Origin of the sequence: Martinezella calliandrae (genome assembly GCF_030272695.1) — a bacterium.
GTDB lineage: Bacteria > Pseudomonadota > Alphaproteobacteria > Rhizobiales > Rhizobiaceae > Rhizobium > Rhizobium calliandrae.
The window spans coordinates 13,544-39,953 of sequence record NZ_JARFYN010000052.1 but is presented as its reverse complement, the minus strand read 5'-3'; the positions used below and the strand labels follow the sequence as shown (position 1 = coordinate 39,953).

Genomic DNA, 26,410 nt, shown 5'->3' with positions numbered 1-26,410 from the left:
AAGAAATGAGGGGATCGTGTCGTCATCCGATGTGCCGGCAACCGGCGCGTTACTGTCGGTTCGCAAGCTGACGAAGCTGTTCGGTAGCTTTGCTGCCTGCAATGGAATTGATCTGGAAATTCAACCGGGCGAGATTCATGCTCTGCTCGGCGAAAACGGTGCAGGCAAATCCACTCTGGTCAAGATGCTGTTCGGCGTTTTGGAGCCCACTGAAGGCGAGATTGCCTGGGAGGGACAGGTCACCTCGATCGGATCGCCGGGTGAGGCGCGCAAGCTCGGCATCGGCATGGTGTTTCAGCATTTCTCGTTGTTCGAAGCGCTGACGGTCGCCGAAAATATCGCCCTTTCCCTCGATGACAGAATCCCGATTGGCAGGATTGCCGAGGAGGCGGCGACGCTGTCGCGAGCTTATGGCCTGCCGCTCGATCCCGGTGCGCATGTCGCAGACCTTTCCGTTGGCGAGCGCCAGCGCATCGAAATCGTCCGGGCGCTGCTGCAGAATCCGAAGCTGATCATTCTCGACGAGCCGACCTCGGTGCTGACGCCGCAGGAAGCAGACCGTCTGTTCGAAACGCTGTTCCAGCTTCGCGACGAAGGCCGTTCGGTCCTCTATATCAGCCATCGTCTGGAAGAGGTGCAACGCATCTGCTCGCGCGCCACCGTGCTGCGTCACGGCCGACTGACCGGTTTCTGTGACCCGCGGCGGGAAACGCCCGCTTCGCTCGCGCGCATGATGGTCGGCAGCGATGTTGCGAGCGTGCGCCATGAAGGCATCCAGAAAAAGGGTGACATTCAGCTCGAGGTGGCTGGCCTTACGGTGCCGGCGCGCACGCCTTTTGCGATGTCGCTGAAGGATGTTTGGCTCCGTGTTCGCGCCGGTGAAATTCTGGCAATCGCGGGTGTTGCCGGCAATGGGCAGGGGGAGCTGTTTGACGTCGTTTCCGGTGAGCATACCGTCGCCTCCGACGAACTGATCTCGGTACGCGGCCAGGCGGTCGGCACCAGGGGCATCAACGCGCGCCGCCTTCTCGGTGCGGGCTTCGTGCCCGAGGAGCGGCATGGTCATGCCGCCGTTACCAGCCTCAAGCTTTCCGACAATCTCATACTGGCGCGCGGCCAGTCCGACCGAAAGGCGTTCCTCGGCGGCGGCTTTTTGAAAGTTATCAAGCACCGTGCCGTCAAACAGGCGGCTCGTCGCATCTCTGAAGCCATGGACGTACGCAAGAGCGGCGACGACCCGACGGCCGGATCGCTTTCGGGCGGCAATCTGCAGAAATTCATCGTCGGACGTGAGCTCGACCGGCAGCCTGCCGTCCTGGTCGTCAACCAGCCGACCTGGGGTGTGGATGCCGGCGCGGCGAGCCGCATCCGCCAGGCGCTGGTCGATCTTGCCAGCGCCGGATCGGCCGTTCTGGTCATCAGCCAGGATCTCGACGAGATATTCGAAGTGGCGACCGACGTCGCCGTGATCTCGGAGGGGCGGCTGTCGCCTTCCTACCCCGTCGGCGAGCTGACGCGCGAGAAGATCGGCTTGCTGATGGGTGGCCTGCATGAATCCAAGACCCATTCGGAGCCTTCGCATGCGCATTGAACTCGAAAGGCGCCTGCAGGTCTCCAAACTGTTCGGCTTCCTGTCGCCGCTGCTTGCCCTTGCGCTTGCACTGATCGCCGGCACCATCATGTTCGCCGTGCTCGGCAAGGATCCTGTGGAGGCGCTGGACGCTTTCTTCGTCGAGCCTCTGCTGGAAATCTGGTCGCTGCACGAACTGGCGATCAAGGCCGGACCGCTGATCCTCATCGCTGTCGGCCTTTGCGTCTGCTACCGCTCCAACAATTGGAACATCGGCGCGGAAGGCCAATTCACCATCGGCGCGGTCGCCGGCTCCTACATTCCGATCGTTTTCACCGATTGGCATTCGCCGATGGTGCTGCCGCTGATGTTGCTCGCCGGCGCCGTGGGCGGTGCGCTTTATGCCGCCATTCCGGCGTTGTTAAAGGCGCATTTCAACACCAATGAGATCCTGACGAGTCTGATGCTGGTCTATATAGCGCAGCTCTACCTGGATTGGCTCTCGCGCGGGCCGTGGCGCGATCCGCAGGGCCATAATTTCCCACAAAGCATCGATTTTCCGCCGGAGGCGACGCTGCCGGCGATCTGGGCGGATTCCGGTCGTGCTCATTGGGGGATCGTCTTTGCCATCGTCGCGGCGATCCTTGCCTGGTTCATGATGAAATACACGCTGAAGGGCTTTGAGATAACCGTTCTCGGCCAATCCGCACGGGCAGGGCGCTTTGCCGGCTTCTCCTCCCGGAAAATGGTCTGGTTCGGCTTTCTGTTCTCTGGCGCGCTCGCCGGTCTTGCCGGCATTTCCGAGGTTTCCGGCTCGATCGGCCATCTGCAGCCGGCGATTTCGCCGGGCTACGGCTTTACCGCCATCATCGTGGCTTTCCTCGCACGTCTCAATCCGCTCGGCGCAATCCTCTCCGGCTTCGTGCTGGCGCTTACCTATCTCGGCGGCGAGGCGGCCCAATTGTCGCCCGGCATCTCGGCCAAGGCGGCGAGCGTCTTCCAGGGACTGCTGCTGTTCTTCGTGCTTTCTTGCGATACGTTGATCTACTACAAGATCCGACTGATTTGGTCGCGGGTTCGGGGAGGTGCGGCATGAGCGTCTTTGAAGCCATCCTCCTGACGATCATCACGGCCTCGACGCCGCTCGTTATCGCCGGTCTCGGCGAGTTGGTGGTGGAGCGCTCCGGTGTGCTCAATCTCGGCGTCGAAGGCATGATGATCATGGGCGCGGTCGCAGCCTTCGTCGGCGCGCAGATGAGCGGATCACCTTATGTGGGCCTTGCTACCGGCATTGTCGCCGGCGCGTTGTTTTCGCTGCTGTTCGGGTTCCTGACGCTGACGCTGGTGACCAACCAGGTGGCGACGGGCCTGGCGCTCACGATCCTCGGACTCGGCCTCTCTGGCATGATCGGCGAAGGCTATGTCAGCGTACCTGGGGTGCAGCTGCGCGCAATTGTCTTGCCGGTGCTGTCGGACCTTCCGGTCGTCGGGTCGGTGCTCTTCAAGCAGGACCTGACCTTCTATCTCTCGATCGTGCTACTCATCGGCGTCAGCTGGTTCCTCTTCCGCAGCCGCGCCGGCCTGAAGCTGCGCGCTGTCGGGGATAGCCACGACTCCGCCCATGCCCTCGGCGTCGATGTCATCCGCACACGTTATCTCGCCGTCATGTTCGGCGGCGCCTGTGCCGGGCTTGCCGGCGCGCAGTTGTCGCTGGTCTACACGCCGCAATGGGTCGAGAACATGTCGGCCGGTCGCGGCTGGGTGACACTCGCGCTCGTTGTCTTCGCGTCCTGGCGGCCGATGCGCGTCCTGGCGGGCGGCTATCTCTTCGGCGCGGTGACGATCCTACAATTTCACGCCCAAGGCTTCGGCGTCGGCATTCCCTCACAATTTCTGTCGATGTTGCCCTATGCGTCGACTATTGTGGTTCTCGTCATCATCTCTCAAAATCGCCGCGCGACCTTGATCAATACGCCAGCGTCGCTCGGCAAGGCCTTCGTTCCGGAGCGCTAAGAAGAACAACCGGACGGAATTCGTAAACATGTCAAACCAGCAGGGGTAACCATGAAAAAACTAGCACTCGCACTCGCCACCACGGCTGCTGCCATTATCGGCTTTAGCGCTGCGGCAGAAGCGGCGCCGACCAAGATCTGCTTTGTCTACGTGGGCTCGCACACGGACGGCGGTTATTCGCAGGCCCACGATCTCGGCCGCCAGCAGATCCAGAAGGAGTTCGGCGACAAGATCGATACGCCGTATCTCGAAAACGTTCCGGAGGGCCCGGACGCCGAGCGCGCTATCGAACGTCTCGCGCGCTCCGGCTGCGCGCTGATCTTCTCCACTTCCTTCGGCTTCATGGATGCGACCGCCAAGGTCGCCGCGAAGTTCCCGAACGTCAAGTTCGAGCATGCGACCGGCTTCAAGAGCGGCCCGAACCTGGCGACCTACAATTCGCGCTTCTACGAAGGCCGCTACATCCTGGGTCAGATTGCCGCCAAGATGTCGAAGAACCACGGGGCTGCCTACATTGCTTCCTTCCCTATTCCGGAAGTGGTGATGGGTATCAACGCCTTCGCGCAGGGCGCACGCTCGGTCGATCCGAACTTCAAGCTCAAGGTCATCTGGGTCAACACCTGGTTCGACCCGGGCAAGGAAGCTGACGCCGCCAAGGCCATGATCGACCAGGGCGTCGATATTCTGACCCAGCACACCGACACCACCGCGCCGATGCAGGTGGCCGAGGAACGTGGCATCCATGCCTTTGGCCAGGCTTCCGACATGATCGGCGCTGGCCCGCATGCGCAGTTGACCGCTGTCGTCGACACCTGGGGTAACTACTACTCCAAACGCGTCCATGCGCTTCTTGATGGCACCTGGAAGGCCGAACAGAACTGGGACGGCCTGAAGGACGGCATCCTGAAGATGTCGCCCTACACCAACATGCCCGACGACGTGAAGAAGATGGCGCAAGAGACCGAAGCCAAGATCAAGTCCGGCGAGCTCAAACCGTTCACAGGCCCGATCAACAAGCAGGATGGCACACCCTGGCTTAAGGCCGGTGAAAAGGCAGATGACGCCACTCTGCTCGGCATGAACTTCTATATCGAAGGCGTCGACGATAAGCTTCCGGCTGCTAAATAAATCTGGCCGAAATCGCGAGGGTTGAAGAAGGGCGCCCAAGGCGCCCTTTTTTGTTGCACTGCATCACAGAATGTCGATTTACAAAAGTATTACTATATGATTTTTTCCCCTTGGCCATAGAAGACGGCCAATTGGGAGGACATCATGAAATTGAAGACTGCACTCGTGAGTGCCACGATTCTCGCTGCCTGCATGTTTACGTCTGCGTCGGCAAAAAACTTGGTCGTCGGCTTTTCGCAAATCGGCTCGGAATCGGGCTGGCGCGCGGCAGAAACGACGGTTACCAAGCAGCAAGCTGAGAAGCGCGGCATCGATCTCAAATTCGCCGACGCTCAGCAAAAGCAGGAAAACCAGATCAAGGCTATTCGCTCCTTCATCGCACAGGGTGTTGACGCGATTCTACTGGCTCCCGTCGTCGAAACGGGATGGGATTCCGTTCTGAAGGAAGCAAAGGAAGCCAAGATCCCGGTTATCCTGCTTGATCGCACGATCAACGCACCGCAGGATCTCTACCTGACCGCCGTCACCTCCGACCAAATTCACGAAGGCAAGGTTGCCGGCGACTGGCTTGTGAAGACCGTCGGGGCCAAGAAGTGCAACATCGTCGAGCTTCAGGGCACCACCGGTTCCTCGCCGGCGATCGCGCGCAAGAAGGGCTTCGAAGAAGCCATCAAGGGCCATGACAATCTGAAGATCGTGCGTAGCCAGACGGGCGATTTCACGCGCGCCAAGGGTAAGGAAGTCATGGAAAGCTTCCTGAAAGCCGAAAATGGTGGCAAGGATATCTGCGCGCTCTATGCTCATAACGACGACATGGCGGTCGGCGCCATCCAGGCGATCAAGGAAGCTGGTCTGAAGCCGGGCAAGGATATCCTGACGGTATCCATCGATTCGGTTCCGGACCTCTTCAAGGCCATGGCAGCCGGCGAAGCAAACGCAACGGTGGAACTGACGCCGAACATGGCCGGCCCGGCCTTTGATGCGCTCGATGCTTATCTGAAGACCAAGAAGGAGCCGCCGAAGTGGATCCAGACCGAGTCCAAGCTTTATACGCAGGCTGACGACCCGCAAAAGGTCTACGAGGAGAAGAAGGGCCAGGGCTACTGATGTAGAAAAAGCGAGCCACATCGGCCGGCAAGCGGCCGGTGTGGATACTTCAGCGCGGAACTGCCGAAGCGGACAAGGTGCTCTAGTTTTGAAAGATTTAGAGCGACCTTAGTGTGTTTGCGTGAACGCACGGCGCTTTAAGCGAGCGGCATGTTCCGCGCGTTTTTGCATGAAAGCTCAATCCAAGGAAATTCTTGCTCCATGGCTCACGATGTCGAGCGCCTTTTGACTGCTACCGGCTTCTGCAAATATTTTCCCGGTTCCACCGCCCTTGATCATGTCGATTTCACATTGCTGCGGGGGGAAGTCCATGCGCTCCTCGGTGAAAACGGTGCCGGAAAATCGACCCTGATCAAGTGCATGACCGGTGCCTACCGCCGCGATCAAGGCAGCCTCGTTCTCGACGGTGCCGAAATCGACCCGTACGACACACTGGCGGCGCAGAAACTTGGCATCGGAACGGTCTATCAGGAGGTGAACCTCCTTGCGAACCTGAGTGTGGCGGAAAATCTATTTCTTGGCCGCCAGCCGCGGCGCTTCGGCATGGTCAGCAGCCGCGTGATGAACAGCATGGCGAAAGAGCTGTTGTCGCAATACGGCATAGATATCGATGTCAGCCGGCAGCTTGATCGCTTCTCCGTTGCAATTCAGCAGGTGATTGCGATTGCCCGTGCTGTCGACCTCTCCGGAAAGGTTCTGATCCTCGACGAGCCGACCGCGAGCCTGGACACGCAGGAAGTCGCCATGCTTTTCGGGATTATCCGAAATCTGAAGCAGCGTGGATTAGGCATTGTTTTCATTACGCACTTTCTCGAACAGGTCTATCAAATTTGCGATCGTATAACCGTCCTTCGCAACGGACGCCTTGTCGGTACCCGCGATGCGGAGGGCCTTTCGCGCCAAACCTTGATCGCCATGATGCTTGGCCGCGAACTTGCCCAAGCCGAAGCAACCGCCAAAGAGGCGGTCAGTGAAAGTGGGGCGGTAAAATACCGGTTCACCGGTTTCGGCAAGCGCGGCAAGATCAAACCGTTCGATCTGGAGGTTCGCGTCGGTGAAGTGGTCGGAGTTGCCGGTCTCTTGGGCTCCGGGCGCACGGAAACCGCAGAGGTGCTTTTCGGCATCGAGCGTGCCGACAGCGGCGAGGCAAGGATCGAGGAAAAAACGGTCGCCCTCTCTGGGCCGCGCGCCGCCATCAAGAACGGGTTCGGCTTTTGCCCGGAGGACCGCAAGACGGACGGCATCATCGGCGATCTGTCCATCCGCGAAAACATCGTCATGGCGCTCCAGGCTCGCCGCGGCTGGGCACGTCCGCTGCCGCGCGGCGAGCAGAACGCAATCGCCGACCGCTATATCAGGGCGCTGGATATTCGCACCACCGACCGCGAAAAGCCGATCAAACTCTTGTCCGGCGGCAATCAACAGAAGGCCATTCTGGCACGCTGGCTTGCGACCAATCCCAATTTCCTGATCCTTGACGAGCCGACGCGCGGCATCGATGTCGGTGCGCATGCCGAGATCATCCGCCTGATCGAAGATTTGTGCCGTCAGGGAATGTCCCTTGTCGTGATTTCCTCTGAATTGGAAGAATTAGTGGCCTATAGTTCCCGCGTCATCGTGCTGCGCGACCGCGAGCATATTGCAGAGCTCGCCGGCAACGAGATCACCGCCGATCATATCGTCGATGCCATAGCAACGGCTCAGAGCAAGCGGGAGGACGCATGAGTTCCCAGATCAAGGCCGCCTTGCTTCGATTGGCTCCGCAGCTCATTGCGCTGGCGGCCATTCTTCTTTTGAATTTCATCATGTTCCCACAGTTCTTTCATCTGGAACTGCAGAACGGAAGATTGTACGGCAGCATCATCGATGTCCTCAATCGCGGTGCGCCCGTAGCGCTGCTGTCCATTGGTATGACGCTGGTCATCGCCACCAAGGGCATCGATCTCTCAGTCGGCGCGGTGATCGCAATTTGCGGTGCGGTCGCGGCATCCGCCATCGTCTCCGGGGATTCGCTCGCCTATACGCTGATATTGACCCTCGCGGTCGGGCTCGCATGCGGGCTATGGAATGGGTTCCTGGTCGCCGTTCTCGATATCCAGCCGATCATCGCTACGCTGGTGCTGATGGTAGCGGGTCGTGGGATCGCCCAATTGATCACCGAAGGCGTCATCATGACCTTCAACGATGAGGGGCTCATCTTCTTGGGAAGCGGGTCCTTTTCCACACTGCCCATGCCTGTCGTCATCTGGTTGTTGGTGGCGGCGGCGGTTATTCTTCTGGTAAGACGGACGGCGCTTGGCATGCTGGTCGAGGCAATCGGCATCAATCGGCGGGCCAGCACCCTGTCGGGCATACAGACTCCGGTGCTCTTGATCGCCGTCTACGCGCTGAGCGGCCTTTGCGCCTCGATCGCCGGCATCATCGTCTCCGCCGATATCAAGGGCGCAGATGCGAACAATGCTGGCCTCTGGCTCGAACTGGACGCGATCCTGGCGGTTGTTGTCGGCGGCAATTCGCTTCTTGGCGGCCGCTTCAGCATCGTCGGCTCGCTGATCGGCGCAATGATCATACAGTCGGTCAATACCGGCATCCTGCTGTCGGGCTTCCCGCCGGAATTCAATCTGGTGATCAAGGCTGTCATCGTCATCATCATCCTGGTCATCCAGTCTCCGGCCCTGCAATCCATTAGCGCGTTTTTCTGGCGCCGGCGGGGCGCAGCGCAGATGATCCGTGAGGAGCAGACAAAGTGAATTCGAAATATCTTCCTTTGCTCGTGACGATCATCATCTTCCTGCTGGCCTATACCGGCTGCGTTCTGCAGTTTCCGACCATGCTGTCGACGCGCGTCGTCGGTAATCTTTTGACGGATAACGCCTTTCTTGGCATAGCCGCGGTTGGCATGACCTTCGTCATTTTGTCCGGCGGCATCGATTTGTCGATCGGTTCGGTCATTGCCTTTACCGGCGTATTCCTGGCGATCATTCTAAGGGACACCTCGATCCATCCGCTGATCGCCTTTGCAATTGTCCTGGTCATCACGACAATCTTTGGCGCAGGCATGGGCGCCATCATTCACTATCTCAGCATGCCGCCCTTTATCGTTACGCTGGCGGGCATGTTTCTTGCGCGCGGTATCGCCTTCGTCCTGTCGATCGACAGCATCCCGATCGAGCATGATTTCTATTCGCAACTGAGCGATCTTTATCTGCTGCTGCCGGGCGGTGGCCGTCTGACGCTGATCGGCGGCATCATGCTGATCGTCTTTGCCGGGGGTATCGTTTTGGCGCATCGCACGCGTTTCGGAGCCAACGTCTACGCAATGGGCGGCGGGGTGCAGACGGCTCAGTTGATGGGCGTTCCAGTCGGGCGAACGACAATCCAGATCTATGCCCTGTCCGGCTTTCTAGCCGGCCTATCCGGAATCGTTTTTTCGCTCTATACGTCGGCGGGATATTCGCTGGCTACGGTTGGCGTCGAGCTCGACGCCATTGCTGCCGTGGTTATAGGCGGAACATTGCTTACGGGGGGAGCAGGGTTCGTCGGAGGAACTCTCATCGGAATTCTCATACAGGGATTGATCCAGACTTATATCACCTTTGACGGAACACTCTCCAGTTGGTGGACTAAGATCTTGATTGGGCTCTTGCTCTTTGCGTTTATTCTGATGCAGAAGGGACTTCTGCTGCTTTCCCGCTTCAATCGACGTTACGCCTAAGGGAAGGACAGAGTATTTGCGCGGTAGATTGCTTGAGACCAGGAAAACCGAAGGAAAATCACGAACGAGCCATGCTCAGGTCGTGGATGATCTTGGAAAAGCAATCGTGTCGGGCGTCTTTCCGATCGGCAGCATCCTTCCTGGCGACAGCGAACTTCTGCAGCGATTCAAGGTGTCGCGAACGGTACTGCGCGAGAGCATGAAGACCCTGGCGGCAAAGGGATTGGTGGTTCCGCGTGCCAGGGTCGGAACTCGCGTCACCGAAAAGATCCATTGGAATATGTTCGACTCCGCGGTGCTGGCCTGGCACTTCGAAAGCGGCGTCAACGAGGAGTTCCTGCTCCATCTCTATGATATTCGTCTGGCTTTCGAGCCTTTTGCGGCCAGCCTCGTGGCGGAGCGCGCCAGCGCTGAGGAAATCGAGCATCTGAGGGGGCTCGCAACGGCCATGGCTGCGCCGGAACACACCTCCGACAGTCTCGCCATCGCCGATCTTCATTTTCACCTGGCGATCACGGAAGCCTCGCATAATCCCTTCATGCGTTCGCTCGGTGGTCTTATCGAGGCGGCCCTCGTCGGGATGTTCCGTATGAGCGCGCCGCCCTCCAGCAATGGCTTTAGCAATATTGCCGACACGCATATGGCCATAGTGGAGGCCATTGCGGCCGGCGATGGACCGGCTGCGCACAAGGCGATGGAATTCGTCATTTTCGACGGCCGCCAGCATGTCCACGAAGCTTTCGCGGCGCTCGCTGACGCTTAATGCCTACGTCTAATTTCGCCGTAGTTCACCGCTCAACTAGTTGCTATGAGAACACGACGCCTATTCATGGGCCTTGTCGGACCATATCTTTCGGAGCTTGAAATGGAACGCACCTGCCTCGCCATAATCCTCGCCGCCGGTGACAGCACTCGTATGAAGTCGTCGATCTCCAAGGTCCTGCACCCGATCGCCGGTCGTCCGATGATTGCGCATGTGATGGAAGCGATCGCCAAGACCGACATTTCCACTGCCGCACTCGTCGTCGGCCGTGATGCGCAAGAGGTGACGGCCGCGGCCGCGATCGGCGGCGTCAAGGTGGAGGCCTATCTGCAGAAGGAGCGTCTCGGCACCGGCCATGCCGTGCTCGCCGCTCGTCAGGCGATCGCCAAGGGGTATGACGATATCCTGGTGGCTTACGGCGATGTACCGCTTCTGACCGATGCGCCGCTTCGCGCCGCGCGCGAAGGGCTTGCCGCAGGCAATGATATCGTCGTCATCGGTTTTCATACGCAAAATCCGAACGCTTACGGCCGCCTGCTCGTCAAGGATGGCGAGCTGATCGCCATCCGCGAGGCAAAGGATGCGACCGATACCGAGCTTGCGGTGACTTGGTGCAACAGCGGGCTGATGGCGATCAACGGCCGCAAGGCACTCGATCTGCTTGAGCGCATCGGCAACGATAATGCCAAGCGCGAATATTATCTCACCGATCTCGTCGAGATCGCTCGCTCGCAAGGCGGCCGTGCGGTTGCCGTCGACGCCCCCGAAGTGGAAATGACCGGCTGCAACAACCGCGCAGAACTTGCTGTCATCGAACGCCTGTGGCAGGAGCGGCGGCGTCATGAGCTGATGCTCTCGGGCGTCACCATGATTGCGCCGGAAACGGTGTTTCTTGCCTATGACACGGTGATTGGAAAGGACGCGCTGATCGAGCCGAACGTCGTTTTCGGTCCAGGCGCAGTCATCGAGGGCGGCGCGGTCATTCATGCCTTTTCGCATGTCGAAGGCGCCCATGTCAGCACCGGCGCCACGGTTGGCCCGTTCGCGCGCCTGCGCCCCGGGGCTGACCTTGCCGATGGCTCGAAAGTCGGCAATTTCTGCGAGGTGAAGAACGGCAAGATCGGCAAGGGCGCGAAGGTCAGCCATCTGACCTATATCGGCGACGCGACGGTCGGTGCTGGCAGCAATATCGGCGCTGGCACGATTACCTGCAACTATGATGGGGTCAACAAGTACGAGACCCACATTGGTGCAAACAGCTTCATCGGCTCGAATTCCTCGCTCGTTGCGCCCGTCAGCATCGGCGACGACGCCTATGTCGCCTCGGGCAGCGTCATCACCGAGGACGTCCCCGCCGAAGCGCTTGCTTTCGGCCGTGCCCGCCAGGAGGTAAAACCTGGTCGGGCCAGGGTCATTCGCGAGCGGGCTCTTGCCATAAAGGCGGCGAAGAAGGGCAGCCACTAAGCCGAAAGTGTAGGGCCGCGTAACGGTCGGAAACCGAAAGTGACCGTCGCGGCAATTGAGAAAACTGCTAGAATCATTAGGACTTGCTCCAATTTTCTTGGGCCAGACGGAGAAGTGCATGTGCGGGATTGTCGGGATTGTCGGAACGATGCCTGTTGCGGGACGATTGGTGGATGCTTTGCGGCATCTCGAATATCGCGGCTATGATTCGGCCGGTGTTGCGACCATCCACAACGGGGTCATGGACCGCCGCCGCGCCGAAGGAAAACTCTTCAACCTCGAAAAACGCCTGGACATCGAGCCGCTGCCCGGCGTCACCGGCATTGCTCACACTCGTTGGGCGACCCATGGCGTTCCCAATGAGACCAACGCCCATCCGCATTTCGTCGAAGGCGTCGCCGTCGTCCATAACGGTATCATTGAGAATTTCTCGGAATTGCGCGAGGAATTGAAGGCCGAAGGCAAGGTGTTCGCCACGCAGACGGACACGGAAGTCGTCGCGCATCTTCTGGCGGAATATGTCCGTCGTGGCCTCGATCCACGTGCGGCCATGCTGAAGATGCTGAACCGGGTCACCGGTGCCTATGCACTGGTCGTCATGTTCCAGAACGATCCAGATATGCTGATGGCAGCACGCTGCGGGCCGCCGCTCGCCATCGGTTTCGGCGACGGCGAGATGTTCCTCGGCTCCGATGCCATTGCCCTGGCGCCCTTCACCAATGAGATCACCTATCTCGTCGATGGTGACTGTGCGATCGTCACGCGTGGCAGTGCCACCATCGTCGACTTCAACGGCCAGGAGGTCAGCCGCCCCCGGCAGATATCGCAGGCGACCGCCTATGTGGTCGACAAGGGTAATCATCGCCATTTCATGGAAAAGGAAATCTATGAGCAGCCGGAGGTGATCTCCCATGCGCTCAGCCAATATGTCGATTTCGGCAGTCATCGGGTGCGCCCGAATGCCTCGCCGATCGATTTCAATGCCGTGTCCAGCCTGGCGATTTCAGCCTGCGGCACGGCTTATCTCGCCGGCCTGATCGGCAAATATTGGTTCGAGCGCTATGCCCGCCTGCCGGTGGAGATCGATGTCGCTTCCGAATTCCGCTATCGCGAAATGCCGCTATTTTCCTCGCAGGCCGCGCTGTTCATTTCGCAATCTGGCGAGACGGCCGATACGCTTGCGTCCTTGCGCTACTGCAAGGATCATGGGCTGAAGATTGGTGCCGTCGTCAATGTCAAGGAATCGACCATCGCGCGCGAATCCGATGCGGTGTTCCCGATCATGGCCGGTCCCGAAATCGGCGTGGCCTCCACCAAAGCTTTCACCTGCCAGCTCGCCGTCCTGGCGTCCTTGGCAATCGTCGCCGGCAAGGCGCGCGGTACGGTCAGTGCTGAGGACGAACAGGCGATGGTGGGCCACCTCGTGGAAATGCCCCGCATCATGGCTCGGGTGCTGAACATCATCCAGCCGCAGATGGAAAGCCTTTCGCGCGAAATCTCCAAGTTCAGCGATGTGCTTTATCTCGGCCGTGGCACCAGCTTCCCGCTCGCCATGGAAGGCGCGCTGAAGCTCAAGGAGATCTCCTATATTCACGCCGAAGGCTATGCCGCCGGTGAGCTGAAACATGGTCCGATCGCGCTGATCGACGAGAACATGCCTGTTATCGTCATCGCGCCCTTTGACCGCTTTTTCGATAAGACCGTCTCCAATATGCAGGAGGTGGCAGCGCGTGGCGGCCGCATCATCTTCATCACGGACGAGGCAGGGGCGGCCGCCTCGACCTTACCGACCATGGCGACGATCACGCTGCCTGTCGTCGACGAAATCATCGCGCCGATGATCTTCTCGCTGCCGATCCAACTGCTCGCCTATCACACCGCTGTCTTCATGGGCACGGATGTGGATCAGCCGCGCAATCTCGCCAAGTCGGTGACCGTGGAATAGGGCGCATTCCCAACTGTTTATCCTTGGATAACGTCGTCGTGAACTGGGCTTTGACCCGGGGGCGGGCGTGACTGCCGGGTTGTGCGACGCGCCGATTTCTGGCACGTTTGACATGGGAGTTGGTGGGGAGAATTTGCCGGTTAGCGGTGGCGACGGAACGGAGTTTTCGAACGGCGAATGACTGAGATACCCATCAAGACGTCTGTGGCGACGCGGATTAGAAACAATTTCCTGGCGGGCCTGATTATTTGCGCGCCGATCGCTATTACGCTCTGGCTCACCTGGTCGGTGGTCCACTGGGCGGACAGCTGGGTCAGGCCCTATATTCCGGCGCGCTACGATCCCGAGAGCTATCTGAATTTCGCCGTTCCGGGCACCGGTCTGGTGATCGCGATGATTTTCATCACGATCGTCGGTTTCCTTGCCAAAAACCTGATCGGCCAGAGCATTGTCCGCTTCGGCGAATCGATCGTGCATCGCGTGCCCCTGGTGCGGACGATCTATAAGAGCGTGAAGCAGATTTTCGAAACCGTGCTCAAGGAGCAGGGCACGTCTTTCAAGAAGGTGGGATTGATCGAATATCCGAGCCCCGGCCTCTGGTCGATGGTATTCATCTCGACCGACGCCAAGGGCGAAATCGCCTCGAAGTTCAATGCCATGGGGCATGACATGGTGGCCGTTTTCCTGCCGCCGACGCCGGTGCCGACGGCCGGCTTCCTGGTTTTCGTTCCGCGCGAAAAAATCACGATCCTGGACATGAGCCCGGAAGACGGCGCCAAGTTGCTGATCTCCGGCGGTCTGGTGTCGCCGGAATATCGGGAAAAGCTGATTGGCAAGGAGCTGCCGCCAGCACCTCTTCCCGTAAAGACGTTGACCTAGAGCGGGCGCTCTTTTTCCGATCGGCTTTATATCGCCCACGCGTGTTGGGCGAGTTGTCATGTCCCTATCATGTTGCCGTCTTAAACCCGTGTGCCGGAAGGGAAGACGGGCGCATCTCATTATCGAATGTCTGGGATCAACAACACCGGACACCCATCGCTCGACGCGGCTTTCGGCCGGGTCCGGAGGTGAATGCCGTTCCAAAAAGAGCTTTTTCATCAGGAGGATATTGCCGTGAAAGACTTGCGTTCAATGACTTTGCCGCTGTTGTCGGCAGCGCTCGCCACATTCGTGTTCGCCGCGCCGGTTGCAGCCCTTGCAGACAATTCCATCACAGCCGGCGGCGTCACGCTGGTCAACAAGGGCCGCGTTGCCATTGGCCGCATCCCTGCCAATCAGCGCGACAAGTTCGGTGAGACTTTCGGTTCGGGTTCGGGCATGTCGATCGACGCCAAGAGCTGGGTGCGCAATGCCGATGGTTCCTATAGGGGTTCACTGTGGCTGCTGCCGGATCGCGGTTACAATGTAGTCGGCACCACCGACTATCGTGCGCGTGTCAACACCATTGACGTCCAATTGACGCCGGTTGCTCCGGGCGCAACACCGCCGGCCGGCAAGCAACAGTCTGGCGTCGTCGCCAAACTCGCCGATACCGTGCTGCTGACCGACAACAAGGGCGCCGACACGACCGGCCTCGACCCCGCTAACGGGACCCGTCAACCCGAAGGCGACATGCCGCTGCTGCCCGAAGCGCCGAATGGCAAAATCGCGCTCGACGATGAAGCCATCGTCCGTCTGCCCGACGGCACGATGTTCATCAGTGACGAATACGGTCCCTATATCTATCGCTTTGCCGCTGATGGCCACATGATGTCGGCCACGCAGCCGCCGGCCGCACTGCTGCCGATGCGCCAGGGTAAAGTGAACTTCGCTTCGAACAATCCGGGTCCCGGCGAAACGGCTCCCGATCCGAAGGATCCGACCAGCGGCCGCCAGAACAACCAAGGTCTCGAGGGCATGTCGATGACCCCCGACGGCAAGTTCCTGATCGCAGTACTGCAGTCGGCGGCGCGTCAGGACGGCGGCGATTCCAGCTCGACCCGACAGAACACCCGCGCGATGGTCTATGATGCCGCCGACCTGGCGCATCTGAAGCTGGTGCACGAATATGTGGTTCCGCTGCCGGTCTTTAAAGACGACAAGGGCAAGACGGTCGTTGCCGCCCAGAGCGAGATCGTGGCCCTGTCGCCGACGAACTTCCTCATGCTGGCTCGCGACAGCGGCAACGGTTACGGCCAGAAGGGCGAAAAGTCGCTCTACCGCAGCATCGACATCGTCGATGTCTCGGCCGCCACCGACATTCACGGCACCGCGTTCGACGCCGACAAGCCGGTTGCTCCGAAGGGTGTCGTCGACACTTCGGTGAAGCCGGCGGCCGTGAGCCAGTTCATCGACATCAATGACAGCGCTGATCTGGCTCGCTTCGGTCTCCACAATGGGGCGCCGAACGATAAAAACAACCTCTCCGAGAAGTGGGAAGCCATGTCGCTCGCCAGCGTCCAGGATCCGAAGCTGCCGGATGACTACTTCCTGTTCGTCGCAAACGACAACGACTTCCTGACCCAGGACGGCTTCCAGGTCGGCGCTGCCTATAAGGCTGATGGCGGCGCCGATGTCGATACCATGTTCCAGGTATTCCAGGTGACGATCCCCGGTCTTTCGGTGAGGTAAAGGCCTCCGACATGGATGGACGCGATCGCCGCGTCCATCCATCTATCCCGCTCTCAGGAAGCGGATCGCCTCGTCGCGGCGGAAAAGGTAGAGCAGGGTGCGCACCGCCATGCCACGCTCACTCGTAAGCTCCGGATCGCGCTCAATAAGATAGGCGGCGTCCCTGCGGGCGACTTCCAGAAGATCGGCATGGGCTTCGAGGCTGGCGATGCGGAAACCCGGCGTGCCCGATTGGCGCGTGCCAAGCAACTCGCCTTCGCCACGCAGCTTCAGATCCTCCTCGGCGATGCGAAAGCCGTCCTCGGTGTCGCGCATGATCGACAGCCGCGCATGGCCGGTTTCACCCAGTGGACCCTTGTAGAGCAGGATGCAGGTGGACGCCTGGTCGCCGCGTCCGACACGCCCACGCAATTGGTGCAGCTGCGCGAGACCGTAGCGCTCGGCATGCTCGATGACCATGATTGTCGCGTCGGATACATCGACGCCGACCTCGACGACGGTCGTGGCGACCAGCAGACGGGTCTCGCCGTTCTTGAAGGCCATCATCACGGCATCCTTCTCCGGTCCGCTCATGCGGCCATGAATGAGCCCGATCCCGTCACCGAGGGCCTTGGTCAGGGTCGCATGCCGCTCCTCGACCGACATTAAATCGGAGCCTTCGGATTCCTCCACAAGCGGGCAAATCCAATAGGCTTTTTTACCTTCTCCTAGAGCGCTCTTCAGTCGGGCTACGATATCGCCGGTTCGCTCGCTCGGAATGGTGATCGTCTGGATCGGCTTGCGGCCGGCGGGCTTCTCCGTGAGCTTAGAAACGTCCATGTCGCCGAAGGCGGCGAGCACGAGTGTGCGCGGGATCGGCGTTGCCGTCATGACCAGCATATGCGGCGAGATGCCCTTCGCTGTCAGCCGCAACCGCTGGTGGACACCGAAGCGGTGCTGCTCATCGACGACCGCCAGCATGAGATTGGCATAGGTCACGCTGTCTTGAAACAGCGCGTGCGTGCCGATGACAATCTGCGCCTCGCCGGAGGCGATGCGGTCCAGGATGGCGTCGCGTTCGCGGCCCTTGGTGCGCCCGGTCAGCACTTCGACGGAAAGATTGGCGCTGGCGGCGAACTTCGAGATCGTCGCGTGATGTTGCCGCGCGAGGATTTCCGTCGGCGCCATCAGCACAGCTTGGCCTCCGCTTTCGATGACGGCAGCAATCGCCATCAGTGCCACCAGCGTCTTGCCGGCACCGACGTCGCCCTGTAATAGCCGCAGCATGCGCTCCGTGCCGGCCATATCCTTCAGGATGTCAGCGATGGCTTTCGTTTGACTATTCGTCATGGAGAAAGGCAGGGATTCCAATAATTTCCGGCTGATTTCTCCCGTTGGATGCACGGGCTTTCCCGCAACTTTCCGTAGGCGTTGACGCACAAGCGAAAGTGACAGTTGACCAGCCAGGAATTCGTCATAGGCAAGCCTGCGGCGGGCCGGCGTCTGGGGGTCGATATCGGCCGCGTCACGCGGCGCGTGCAGCATGTGAAAGCTGTCGCATATCGGGGAAAATCCCTGCTTTTGCGTGAGCGCCGCAGCATCCCATTCCGGCAGCTCCGGCATGCGCGTCAATGCCGCTTCGATGGTCTTGCGCAGAAACTTCGGCGAGAGCCCGGCGGTCAGGGGATAGATCGGTTCGACCAGCGGCAGGTTTTCCGTTTCGCTTTCGCGCACGATATAGTCCGGATGCACCATCGACGGGCGGCCGTTGAACCAGTCGACCTTGCCGCTGACGGTCATCAACTCACCGATCGGCAATTGCTTTTCCAGCCATTGCGCCTTGCCGCGAAAGAAGACCAGGCCGAGCTCGCCGGTTTCGTCATGCAGGAAGACGCGGTAGGGCACATTGCTGCGCGCGTTCGGCGGCGGCTGGTGGCGGTCGACGCGGCCTCTGATGGTGACGATCGCGCCCTGCGGCGCCCGCGCAATACCCGGCTGCTCGCGCCGGTCGATGATGGAATGCGGCGCATGAAAGAGCAGATCGATGACGCGGCAATCGTCGATGCTTTCCCGATCGAGCAGCTTGACCAGCAACTCCGCGATCTTCGGCCCGACGCCGGGAAGCGAAGAGACGGAGGCAAACAGCGGATCGAGGATGGTGGGGCGCATGGCCGGCAAAATGCGACGGAGAGGTAGGCTTGGCAAGGCCCGACGGTTGCGGAGGCTGTTTGAAGGCACACACTCCCCGGAAAATTGCATACCGGATGCTTTTTTCCGAAAAACCGGTTCCCACCTTTCAAGCCTGGTTTTATAGAGACGCATCAACATAAAGGTGTTTTTGATGACTGGGCTGACACTCAGCAGTGCCGATCTTGATCCCCGCCGCCGGCGCATCCTGTTTCGCTGTTGGCATCGCGGTATCCGCGAGATGGATCTTGTCTTCGGCCAGTTCGCCGATAACGAATTACCGGGGCTCACCGAGGCCGAGCTTGATGAATTAGAGCGCATCATGGCCGAAGAGGACAATGATCTTCTAAGGTGGATCCTCGGTAGCCAGCCGACGCCGCAACATCTGCAAACTCCGCTCTTTGAGCGCCTGGCGTCCTATAAGCCCGATTTCGAAGAGATCGCCGAAAGGTTCGGACTAACCAAATGATTCCCGGTTTCGATGCGAAGAAACTGATCGCGGCAAGCGAGCCGCTGACGGTCGGCCACGTGCCAGCTGGCCTCGAACCTTTTCTGCTCGCAGAGCTGGCAAGGACGGGCCAACCGGTTGCCTATGTCATGTCCGAAGGCCAGCACATGGTCGACGTCGAACAGATGCTCGGTTTCATCGCACCCGACATTCCGGTATTGACGCTGCCCGCCTGGGACTGCCTTCCCTATGACCGCGTTTCACCGAGCTCGGACACTTCTGCCCGCCGTCTGGCGGCGCTTTCCGGCCTGATAGCCCACCATCGCAAGCCGCATGCGGCTATCGTCCTGGTGACGGTCAACGCCATGCTGCAGAAGGTGGCGCCGCAAGATGTGATCGAGAGCCTGACCTTTTCGGCCCGGCCGGGCAATCAGGTACGCATGGACGATATTGCCGGCCGTTTGGAGCGCAATGGTTTCGATCGTGTCGCGACCGTGCGTGAAGTCGGCGAATATGCCGTGCGCGGCGGCATCCTCGATGTCTTCGTTCCGGGCACGGAAGAGCCCGTACGCCTCGATTTCTTTGGCGACACGCTGGAAAGCATTCGCAGCTTCGATCCCGCCAGCCAGCGCACCACCGGCCAGATCCGCTCCCTCGACCTCAATCCGATGAGCGAGGTGACCCTTTCTCCGGATACGATCAGCCGTTTCCGCAAGAACTATCTTTCCGCTTTCGGCGCGGCGACACGCGACGACGCCCTCTATGTCGCCGTCTCCGAAGGCCGTCGATATGCCGGCATGGAGCACTGGTTGCCGCTGTTTTACGAGAAGTTGGAAACCGTTTTCGATTACCTCCGAGGCTTCAGGCTGGTCACAGACCATACGGTGCGCGAAGCCGCCGAAGAGCGCTCCAAACTCGTTTTCGACTATTACGATGCTCGTCTGAATTCCGGTCAGGCGGCCAAGGGCCAGATGGCGCAGGGCACGCCCTACAAGCCCGTAACGCCCGGCCAGCTCTATCTCGACGGCAGCACCTTCGCCAAGGCGCTCGACGCTTTTAATGCCATCCGTATCTCGCCCTTCGATGAACACGAGGGCGAGGCTCGTCGCGTCGTCAGCGTCGATGCCCGTCAAGGGCAGCGCTGGGCACGATCCTCCACCGATGGCGTCGACAGCGAGCGCGTCAACGTCTTCGACGCGGTCGTCAAATACATCGCCGATCGCCGCGCCGCCGGCGGCAAGGTCTTGATATCGGCCTGGACGGAAGGTTCGCTCGATCGCCTGTTGCAGGTGCTTGCCGAACACGGGCTTGCCCGCGTCAAGACAATCGAGGCTTTCAAGGACCTCAACACCCTGGCAAGGGGCGAGGCGGCCGCGGCCGTGCTCAGCCTGGAGGCTGGGTTCGAGGCTGGCGATCTCGTCGTCATCGGCGAGCAGGACATTCTCGGCGACCGCATGGTGCGCCGCTCCAAGCGCCGCAAGCGCGCCGCCGATTTCATCTCGGAAGTAGCCGGTCTCGACGAAGGTTCCATCGTCGTTCACGCCGAACACGGCATCGGTCGCTTCGTCGGCCTGCGCACCATCGAGGCTGCCGGTGCACCGCATGCCTGTCTCGAGCTGCAATATGCCGACGACGCCAAGCTTTTCCTGCCGGTCGAAAACATCGATCTTCTGTCGCGCTACGGCGGCGAGGGCACCGAGGCGCAGCTCGACAAGCTCGGCGGCGGCGCCTGGCAGATGCGCAAGGCCAAGCTCAAGAAGCGCCTGCTCGATATGGCCGGTGCACTGATCCGCGTTGCCGCCGAACGCCTGACGCGGCACGCGCCGGTGTTGACCTCGCCGGAGGGGCTCTACGACGAGTTCGCCGCCCGCTTCCCCTATGACGAGACCGAAGACCAGATGAATGCCATCGATGCGGTGCGCGACGATCTGGGCGCCGGCCGTCCGATGGATCGCCTCGTCTGCGGCGACGTCGGTTTCGGCAAGACGGAAGTGGCCCTGCGCGCCGCCTTCGTGGCCGCCATGAACGGCGTGCAGGTGGCAGTCGTCGTTCCGACGACGCTGCTCTCCCGCCAGCATTTCAAGACCTTCTCCGAGCGCTTCCGCGGCCTGCCGATCCGCATCCAGCAGGCCTCGCGTCTCGTCGGCTCCAAGGACTTGGCGCTGACCAAGAAAGAGGTCGCCGAAGGCAAGACCGATATCGTCGTCGGCACGCATGCGCTGCTGGGCGCCGGCATCAAGTTCGCCAATCTTGGGCTGCTGGTCATCGACGAGGAACAGCACTTCGGCGTCAAGCATAAGGAGCGGCTGAAGGAGCTGAAGAGCGATGTGCATGTGCTGACGCTGTCGGCAACGCCGATCCCGCGCACGCTGCAGCTTGCCATGACGGGCGTGCGCGAGCTGTCGCTCATCACCACGCCGCCGGTCGACCGCATGGCAGTCCGCACCTTCATTTCGCCCTTCGATTCGCTTGTCATCCGAGAGACGCTGATGCGCGAGCATTATCGCGGCGGCCAGAGCTTCTATGTCTGCCCGCGCTTGGCCGATCTTGCCGACATCCACGCCTTCCTGCAGTCCGATGTGCCGGAGCTGAAAGTGGCTGTGGCCCATGGCCAGATGCCGGCCGGTGAGCTCGAAGACATCATGAACGCCTTCTATGAGGGCCGCTACGACGTGCTGTTGTCGACCACCATCGTCGAATCAGGTCTCGACGTTCCGACGGCCAACACGCTGATCGTCCACCGCGCCGACATGTTCGGCCTTGCGCAACTCTATCAGCTCCGCGGCCGCGTTGGTCGCTCCAAGGTCCGCGCCTTCGCGCTGTTCACCCTGCCGGTCAACAAGGTGCTGACGACGACCGCGGAGCGCCGCCTGAAGGTGCTGCAATCGCTCGACACGCTCGGCGCCGGCTTCCAGCTTGCAAGCCACGACCTCGATATCCGCGGTGCTGGCAACCTTTTGGGCGAGGAACAGTCCGGTCACATCAAGGAAGTGGGCTTCGAGCTTTACCAGCAGATGCTCGAAGAGGCCGTTGCCGAGGTCAAGGGCGTTGATGAAATCCAGGATACCGGCTGGTCGCCGCAGATTTCCGTCGGAACACCCGTCATGATCCCCGACGACTACGTACCGGACCTGCATCTGCGCATGGCGCTCTATCGCCGTCTCGGAGAAATCACCGAGATCAAGGAGATAGACAGTTTCGGTGCCGAAATGATCGACCGCTTCGGGCCGATGCCGATCGAAGTGCAGCATCTCCTGAAGATCGTCTACATCAAGTCGCTCTGCCGCATCGCCAATGTCGAGAAACTCGACGCCGGCCCGAAGGGCGTCGTCGTGCAATTCCGCAACAAGGAATTCCCGAACCCCGCCAACCTCGTCGGCTATATCGCCAAGCAAGGCACCATGGCAAAGATCCGTCCCGACCAGAGCGTGTTCTTGACCCGCGATCTTCCGACGCCGGAAAAGCGGCTGCAGGGAGCGGCCGTTGTCATGACGCAGCTGGCTGAGTTGGCGAAGTAGGGAAAGCCATTCACCAATTGAATGCCGCCAAGAATGGCCTGAGGCCAATCAGTGAAGCGCTTGCTGAGCTAATGTCGCCTAGATCGAGGCGGGTGGACGCGGTCATCATCTAAATCCGCAGCATAATCGCCGAAGAAGAATGGTGACTTTGGCAGATGTCGCAACGGCCTGAAGCGTGGTTGCGTCAATTTAGCCTCGGTATGACTTCCGGCCCGCGTCGGCCATTTTCTGACGCGGGTCGAAATCCGACTATACCTTACGCCGCCTGCAGCTTGCGAGCCTCCCCAGCATCCGGAACGCGCGCGATAACCTTGATTTCGAGATCGAAGCCCGCCAGCCAGTTGACGCCGACAGCCGTCCAGTTCGGATAAGGTTTTTCGCTGAAGACCCGGTTCTTGACGGTCATGATCGCGCCGAACTGCTGCTCAGGATCGGTGTGAAACGTGGTGACATCGATAATGTCGTCGAAGGTGCAGCCTGCTGCTTCCAGGGTTGCTCTCAGATTGTCGAAGGCGAGCTGGACCTGCTTTTCAAAATCCGGCTCAGGGGTCCCATCATTTGCCGAAAAAGGGTTTGCGGGGGCGTCGATGGACGAGTTGACTGCGGATGTCGGTCTGACGAGGGGCGCTCTCTATCATCATTTCGGAGACAAGCGCGGATTGCTCGCCGCCGTCGCCTACCAGATTGACAATGAGTTGGCGTTGCGGGCGAAGGAAATCGGCGCGCAGGCGGGCGGTGACTGGCAAGGTCTGCTTGCCGAAGGCGAAGCCTATATCAAGATGGCGCTTGATCCCGAGGTCCAGCGCATCGTCCTGCTCGACGGTCCGGCGGTGCTCGGCGACCCCTCGAAATGGCCCAGTCAGAACAGCTGCCTCGCGGGAACCCGGCAGACGGTGTCAAAGCTTCTGGATCAAGAAATGGTCAAGCCGGTCGATGCCGAAGCGGCAGCTCGGCTGCTTTCCGGTGCAGCGCTGAATGCCGCCCTCTGGGTTGCTGCCAGCGATAATCCGACGGACGTGCTGCCCAAGGCAATAGACGCCTTCCGGGCGATGGCTTCGGGATTACTGGCAAGGGCCTGATGCCAGCTATCGTATGATGACTTCCGAGATCGGCGAATAGATTTGCGGAAGTGCTTACAGCCATAATCGAAAAGCGCAATCCCGCTTAGTTCATTCCGGCGTGAGCTTCCGCTTTCATCTTGGCGATATCCCGCAGTGCCCCGGCCAATACATCCGGCGTCTGCGCGCCGCTGACGGCGTATTGCTGGTCGAAGATGAAGAAGGGGACGCCGGTGACGCCGATCTTCTGGGCCGCGTCGATTTCGCCGACGATAAGATCGCGGTCGGCATTGGAGGAGAGCAGGGTGGCAATCACCGATCTGTCGAGCCCAGCCTTTTCAGCGATATCCAGCAGCACGGCGTGGTCGCCGACATTGCGGCCTTCCTCGAAATTGGCCTTGAACAGGGCGCTGACCACCTTCTCCTGTTTCTCTCGGTCCTCGGTCCCCGCCCATTGGATGAGGCGATGTGCGTCGAGCGTGTTCGGGCTGATCTTGATGGCGTCGAAATCGAAGTTGATGCCCACTTCGCGGCCGAGATCGGTCAGCATCTTGTGCCCCTGCGCGACACGCTCCGCGCCACCGAGTTTCTGCTCGAGCGCCTTTTTGTGGTCGACGCCTTCGGGCGGATAATCGGGATTGAGGCGATAGGGCCGCCAGTTGATGTCGACGCCCACTTCATCCTGGACCTCGGCGATCGCCAGCTCCAGCCGAGCCTTTCCGAGATAGCACCACGGACATACGACGTCCGAGACGATATCGATCGTGATGCGTTCCATGGCTCAATCCTTCCGCTCAATTGGGGTTTAGGACCCCATCTAGGCCGTTGGGCTGACCGCTTCAACCGGTTACCGAAAAGGAACCGGTAACATTTTGCGGCGGAAGCGCTTTATTGTACCGATGCGTCCCACCAGACGGGCAGCTGGTAGCCATAGAGCGGGAGGACGTCGGGATGGGCAATACGGCTGCGTCGCGCCACCCACTGTTGGTCGATATGGTAGAGGGGCACGAGATAATAGCCCGAGATCAGAATGCGGTCGAAGGAGCGCACGGCGTCGCGGAAATCCTCGGCCGAGTGGGCCGTCAGGAAATGCGACATCAGCGTATCGACATCCGGGTCGGCGACGCCTGCGAAATTGAAGCTGCCTTCGGTCTTGGCTGCCGCCGAACCCCAGCGCCCGAGTTGTTCGGTACCCGGCGATAGCGAGGAGGGATAGGACTTGATGATCATGTCATAGTCGAAGCTGATCGTCCGGCGCTGATATTGCGAATCATCGACCGTGCGAATCGTCACCGCAATGCCAAGTAGGGCGAGTGAGCGGCGAAAGGCGATCGCGATTCGCTCCTGGTCGGCACTCTGCGTCATGATCTCGAAGCTGAGTTGCCGCCCGGTGCTGTCGACCATTTTTTCGCCCTTGATCGTGTAGCCGCCTTCTTTCAGCAGATCCACGGCTCTATGCAGGATGGCACGGTCGCGGCCGGAACCATCGCTGACCGGCAGCTTGAAGGTGCCATCAAGCACATCGCGATCGATGCGATCCTTGAGCGGGCCGAGCATGGTGAGTTCATGCGCATCCGCCGGCACGCCAAACGACGACAGGTCGGAGTTCTGCCAGTAGCTCTGCGTGCGCACATAGGCATTGGAGGAGAGGTTGCGGTTCACCCATTCGAAGTCGAAGGCCAGCGCGAGGCCCTGCCGCACCTTCTTGTCGGCAAAGATCGGCCGGCGCGTATTGAAGACGAAACCGAGCATGCCGCTCGGCAATTCCGGCGTGAAAACGTCCTTGACGACGGCGCCGGAGGTCACGGCAGGAAAGTCATAGGCCTGCTGCCAATGGCCCGGGCTGCCATCAGGATAGATGTCGACATCGCCCTTCTTGAAGGCTTCGAACAGCGTGGTGTCCTGCAAATAATAATTGACGGCGATCTCGTCGTAATTGTCGACGCCGACCTTCGACGGAATATCCTTGCCCCAATAGTCGGGATTACGTTCGAAAACGATGCGTTGGCCGGGATCGATGCTCTTGACCCTGTAAGGGCCGGAACCGATCGGGATGCTGAGCGTCGTCCGGTCGAAACCATCAGGGTCTGTCGCGTGTTTCGGCAGGATCGGCAGCGAGGAAGCGATCATCAGCGGCGTTTCGCGATTGGCCTTGTCGTTGAAACGGACGAGGACGCCGTGGTCGCCGACTTTCTCGATCTTGGCAACGCTATCGAGCAGGGATGAAAATGGCACGCGTCCCTTGTCGTGCAGCAGTTGGAACGTGAAAATCACATCCTCGGGTGTCACCGGCTGCCCGTCCGACCATTTCGCGCTCGGATTGAGGTTGAACTGGATATAGCTGCGGCTGTCGTCCCATTCGACCGTTTGAGCCAAAAGACCGTAGAGGGTGAAGGGCTCGTCGCGCGAGCGCTGCATTAGCGATTCGTAGACGAGATTGCCGTATTCCGGATCCCACATGCCACGCGCGGTCGTGCGCATGCTTTTCAGAATGAAGGGATTGAGATTATCGAAGGTGCCGACAACACCATAGCTGATATGGCCTCCCTTTTTGACGTTGGGATTGACGTAGGGAAAATGCGCATAATCCGCCGGCAAGGCGGGATCTCCATGCATTGCGATACCATAGAGCGGCTGGGCGGCCGCCGCGCTCAAGAATGCTGAGAAAAACAGGAAAATAGCGATCTGGAGCGCTCGCATGGCATCCTTTCCGGTAGGGTGCATGATTCTGGAGGAACTTATCACGACAGTGCCGTTTCCAACACGCAACTGGGGTAATTCTTGGGTCTCGACAGAAAAGACCAAAGAAAAGCTGGATATCGTCGCCCGTGCGATGTAACAGGGGTGCCGGGTTTCTCGGGTCATGCATTTGCCTTAATCTTTCGACAGGTGGACGGCGGATTGA

General features: G+C 60.0%; 19 protein-coding genes and 1 pseudogene. 16 read left to right on the top strand and 4 right to left on the bottom strand.

Annotated elements, in window-relative coordinates; translation table 11 throughout:
* Positions 1-16 precede the first annotated feature (16 nt).
* From PY650_RS28485 to PY650_RS28425, 13 genes are all read left to right on the top strand, one after another.
* The gene (locus PY650_RS28485; protein WP_285883047.1) at positions 17-1,591 is read left to right on the top strand and encodes an ABC transporter ATP-binding protein; all 1,575 of its coding nucleotides are present in this window, start codon (positions 17-19) and stop codon (positions 1,589-1,591) included.
* The gene (locus tag PY650_RS28480; RefSeq protein WP_285883045.1) at positions 1,581-2,666 is read left to right on the top strand and encodes an ABC transporter permease; all 1,086 of its coding nucleotides are present in this window, start codon (positions 1,581-1,583) and stop codon (positions 2,664-2,666) included. The genes PY650_RS28485 and PY650_RS28480 overlap by 11 nt, the downstream gene beginning before the upstream one ends.
* Positions 2,663-3,583, top strand: a complete 921-nt coding sequence (locus tag PY650_RS28475; RefSeq protein ID WP_285883043.1) for an ABC transporter permease — start codon at positions 2,663-2,665, stop codon at positions 3,581-3,583. Before PY650_RS28480 ends, PY650_RS28475 begins: the two co-directional genes overlap by 4 nt.
* A 51-nt stretch (positions 3,584-3,634) precedes the next feature.
* A complete protein-coding gene (locus PY650_RS28470; protein WP_285883041.1) occupies positions 3,635-4,711 on the top strand; it encodes a BMP family ABC transporter substrate-binding protein in 1,077 nt (358 codons plus the stop codon).
* A gap of 144 nt (positions 4,712-4,855) precedes the next feature.
* Positions 4,856-5,818, top strand: a complete 963-nt coding sequence (gene ytfQ / locus PY650_RS28465; RefSeq protein WP_285883039.1) for a galactofuranose ABC transporter, galactofuranose-binding protein YtfQ — start codon at positions 4,856-4,858, stop codon at positions 5,816-5,818.
* Positions 5,819-6,019: 201 nt separating this feature from the next.
* Positions 6,020-7,543 carry a galactofuranose ABC transporter, ATP-binding protein YtfR gene (ytfR, locus tag PY650_RS28460; protein WP_285883036.1) on the top strand — a complete coding sequence of 508 codons (1,524 nt, stop codon included), beginning with the start codon at positions 6,020-6,022 and terminating at the stop codon, positions 7,541-7,543.
* Positions 7,540-8,568 carry an ABC transporter permease gene (locus PY650_RS28455; RefSeq protein ID WP_285883034.1) on the top strand — a complete coding sequence of 343 codons (1,029 nt, stop codon included), beginning with the start codon at positions 7,540-7,542 and terminating at the stop codon, positions 8,566-8,568. The genes ytfR and PY650_RS28455 overlap by 4 nt, the downstream gene beginning before the upstream one ends.
* On the top strand, positions 8,565-9,533 hold the full coding sequence (gene yjfF, locus PY650_RS28450; protein ID WP_285883032.1) for a galactofuranose ABC transporter, permease protein YjfF: 969 nt from the start codon (positions 8,565-8,567) through the stop codon (positions 9,531-9,533). Before PY650_RS28455 ends, yjfF begins: the two co-directional genes overlap by 4 nt.
* Positions 9,534-9,549: 16 nt before the next feature.
* On the top strand, positions 9,550-10,296 hold the full coding sequence (locus tag PY650_RS28445; RefSeq protein ID WP_285883031.1) for a FadR/GntR family transcriptional regulator: 747 nt from the start codon (positions 9,550-9,552) through the stop codon (positions 10,294-10,296).
* Positions 10,297-10,398: 102 nt separating this feature from the next.
* On the top strand, positions 10,399-11,760 hold the full coding sequence (gene glmU, locus PY650_RS28440; RefSeq protein WP_285883030.1) for a bifunctional UDP-N-acetylglucosamine diphosphorylase/glucosamine-1-phosphate N-acetyltransferase GlmU: 1,362 nt from the start codon (positions 10,399-10,401) through the stop codon (positions 11,758-11,760).
* A 118-nt stretch (positions 11,761-11,878) separates the two neighbouring features.
* The gene (glmS, locus tag PY650_RS28435; RefSeq protein ID WP_285883029.1) at positions 11,879-13,705 is read left to right on the top strand and encodes a glutamine--fructose-6-phosphate transaminase (isomerizing); all 1,827 of its coding nucleotides are present in this window, start codon (positions 11,879-11,881) and stop codon (positions 13,703-13,705) included.
* A gap of 177 nt (positions 13,706-13,882) precedes the next feature.
* Positions 13,883-14,584, top strand: a complete 702-nt coding sequence (locus tag PY650_RS28430) for a DUF502 domain-containing protein (protein WP_285883027.1) — start codon at positions 13,883-13,885, stop codon at positions 14,582-14,584.
* 252 nt (positions 14,585-14,836) lie between these two features.
* The gene (locus tag PY650_RS28425; protein WP_285883062.1) at positions 14,837-16,315 is read left to right on the top strand and encodes an esterase-like activity of phytase family protein; all 1,479 of its coding nucleotides are present in this window, start codon (positions 14,837-14,839) and stop codon (positions 16,313-16,315) included.
* 42 nt (positions 16,316-16,357) lie between these two features.
* Here PY650_RS28425 and recG read toward each other — a convergent pair whose 3' ends face one another.
* The gene (gene recG / locus PY650_RS28420; protein WP_285883026.1) at positions 16,358-18,463 is read right to left on the bottom strand and encodes an ATP-dependent DNA helicase RecG; all 2,106 of its coding nucleotides are present in this window, start codon (positions 18,461-18,463) and stop codon (positions 16,358-16,360) included.
* Positions 18,464-18,635: 172 nt separating this feature from the next.
* Here recG and PY650_RS28415 point away from each other — a divergent pair, with 172 nt between their 5' ends.
* On the top strand, positions 18,636-18,950 hold the full coding sequence (locus tag PY650_RS28415) for an FAD assembly factor SdhE (protein ID WP_285883025.1): 315 nt from the start codon (positions 18,636-18,638) through the stop codon (positions 18,948-18,950).
* Positions 18,947-22,447 (top strand): transcription-repair coupling factor, encoded by a 3,501-nt coding sequence (gene mfd, locus PY650_RS28410; protein ID WP_285883024.1) that lies wholly within the window; start codon positions 18,947-18,949, stop codon positions 22,445-22,447. The genes PY650_RS28415 and mfd overlap by 4 nt, the downstream gene beginning before the upstream one ends.
* A gap of 256 nt (positions 22,448-22,703) precedes the next feature.
* Here mfd and PY650_RS28405 read toward each other — a convergent pair.
* A pseudogene (locus tag PY650_RS28405) lies at positions 22,704-23,012 on the bottom strand (RidA family protein); the annotation flags it as partial.
* Here PY650_RS28405 and PY650_RS28400 point away from each other — a divergent pair.
* Positions 22,906-23,526, top strand: a complete 621-nt coding sequence (locus PY650_RS28400) for a TetR/AcrR family transcriptional regulator (protein ID WP_432761595.1) — start codon at positions 22,906-22,908, stop codon at positions 23,524-23,526. The pseudogene PY650_RS28405 and the gene PY650_RS28400 overlap by 107 nt on opposite strands.
* Positions 23,527-23,611: 85 nt before the next feature.
* Here PY650_RS28400 and PY650_RS28395 read toward each other — a convergent pair whose 3' ends face one another.
* Positions 23,612-24,283 (bottom strand): DsbA family oxidoreductase, encoded by a 672-nt coding sequence (locus tag PY650_RS28395; protein WP_285883023.1) that lies wholly within the window; start codon positions 24,281-24,283, stop codon positions 23,612-23,614.
* A 110-nt stretch (positions 24,284-24,393) separates the two neighbouring features.
* Entirely contained in the window at positions 24,394-26,205 is a 1,812-nt protein-coding gene (locus PY650_RS28390) for an extracellular solute-binding protein (protein ID WP_285883022.1), read from the bottom strand.
* Positions 26,206-26,410: the final 205 nt, after the last annotated feature.

Bases quoted from the DNA above. Each gene is read 5' to 3' on its own strand.
- PY650_RS28480 (WP_285883045.1), top strand. From the start codon at position 1,581: ATGCGCATTGAACTCGAAAGGCGCCTGCAGGTCTCCAAACTGTTCGGC.
- PY650_RS28475 (WP_285883043.1), top strand. From the start codon at position 2,663: ATGAGCGTCTTTGAAGCCATCCTCCTGACGATCATCACGGCCTCGACG.
- PY650_RS28470 (WP_285883041.1), top strand. From the start codon at position 3,635: ATGAAAAAACTAGCACTCGCACTCGCCACCACGGCTGCTGCCATTATC.
- ytfQ (WP_285883039.1), top strand. From the start codon at position 4,856: ATGAAATTGAAGACTGCACTCGTGAGTGCCACGATTCTCGCTGCCTGC.
- ytfR (WP_285883036.1), top strand. From the start codon at position 6,020: ATGGCTCACGATGTCGAGCGCCTTTTGACTGCTACCGGCTTCTGCAAA.
- PY650_RS28455 (WP_285883034.1), top strand. From the start codon at position 7,540: ATGAGTTCCCAGATCAAGGCCGCCTTGCTTCGATTGGCTCCGCAGCTC.
- glmU (WP_285883030.1), top strand. From the start codon at position 10,399: ATGGAACGCACCTGCCTCGCCATAATCCTCGCCGCCGGTGACAGCACT.
- glmS (WP_285883029.1), top strand. From the start codon at position 11,879: ATGTGCGGGATTGTCGGGATTGTCGGAACGATGCCTGTTGCGGGACGA.
- PY650_RS28430 (WP_285883027.1), top strand. From the start codon at position 13,883: ATGACTGAGATACCCATCAAGACGTCTGTGGCGACGCGGATTAGAAAC.
- PY650_RS28425 (WP_285883062.1), top strand. From the start codon at position 14,837: ATGACTTTGCCGCTGTTGTCGGCAGCGCTCGCCACATTCGTGTTCGCC.
- recG (WP_285883026.1), bottom strand. From the start codon at position 18,463: ATGCGCCCCACCATCCTCGATCCGCTGTTTGCCTCCGTCTCTTCGCTT.
- PY650_RS28415 (WP_285883025.1), top strand. From the start codon at position 18,636: ATGACTGGGCTGACACTCAGCAGTGCCGATCTTGATCCCCGCCGCCGG.
- mfd (WP_285883024.1), top strand. From the start codon at position 18,947: ATGATTCCCGGTTTCGATGCGAAGAAACTGATCGCGGCAAGCGAGCCG.
- PY650_RS28400 (WP_432761595.1), top strand. From the start codon at position 22,906: ATGTCGTCGAAGGTGCAGCCTGCTGCTTCCAGGGTTGCTCTCAGATTG.
- PY650_RS28395 (WP_285883023.1), bottom strand. From the start codon at position 24,283: ATGGAACGCATCACGATCGATATCGTCTCGGACGTCGTATGTCCGTGG.
- PY650_RS28390 (WP_285883022.1), bottom strand. From the start codon at position 26,205: ATGCGAGCGCTCCAGATCGCTATTTTCCTGTTTTTCTCAGCATTCTTG.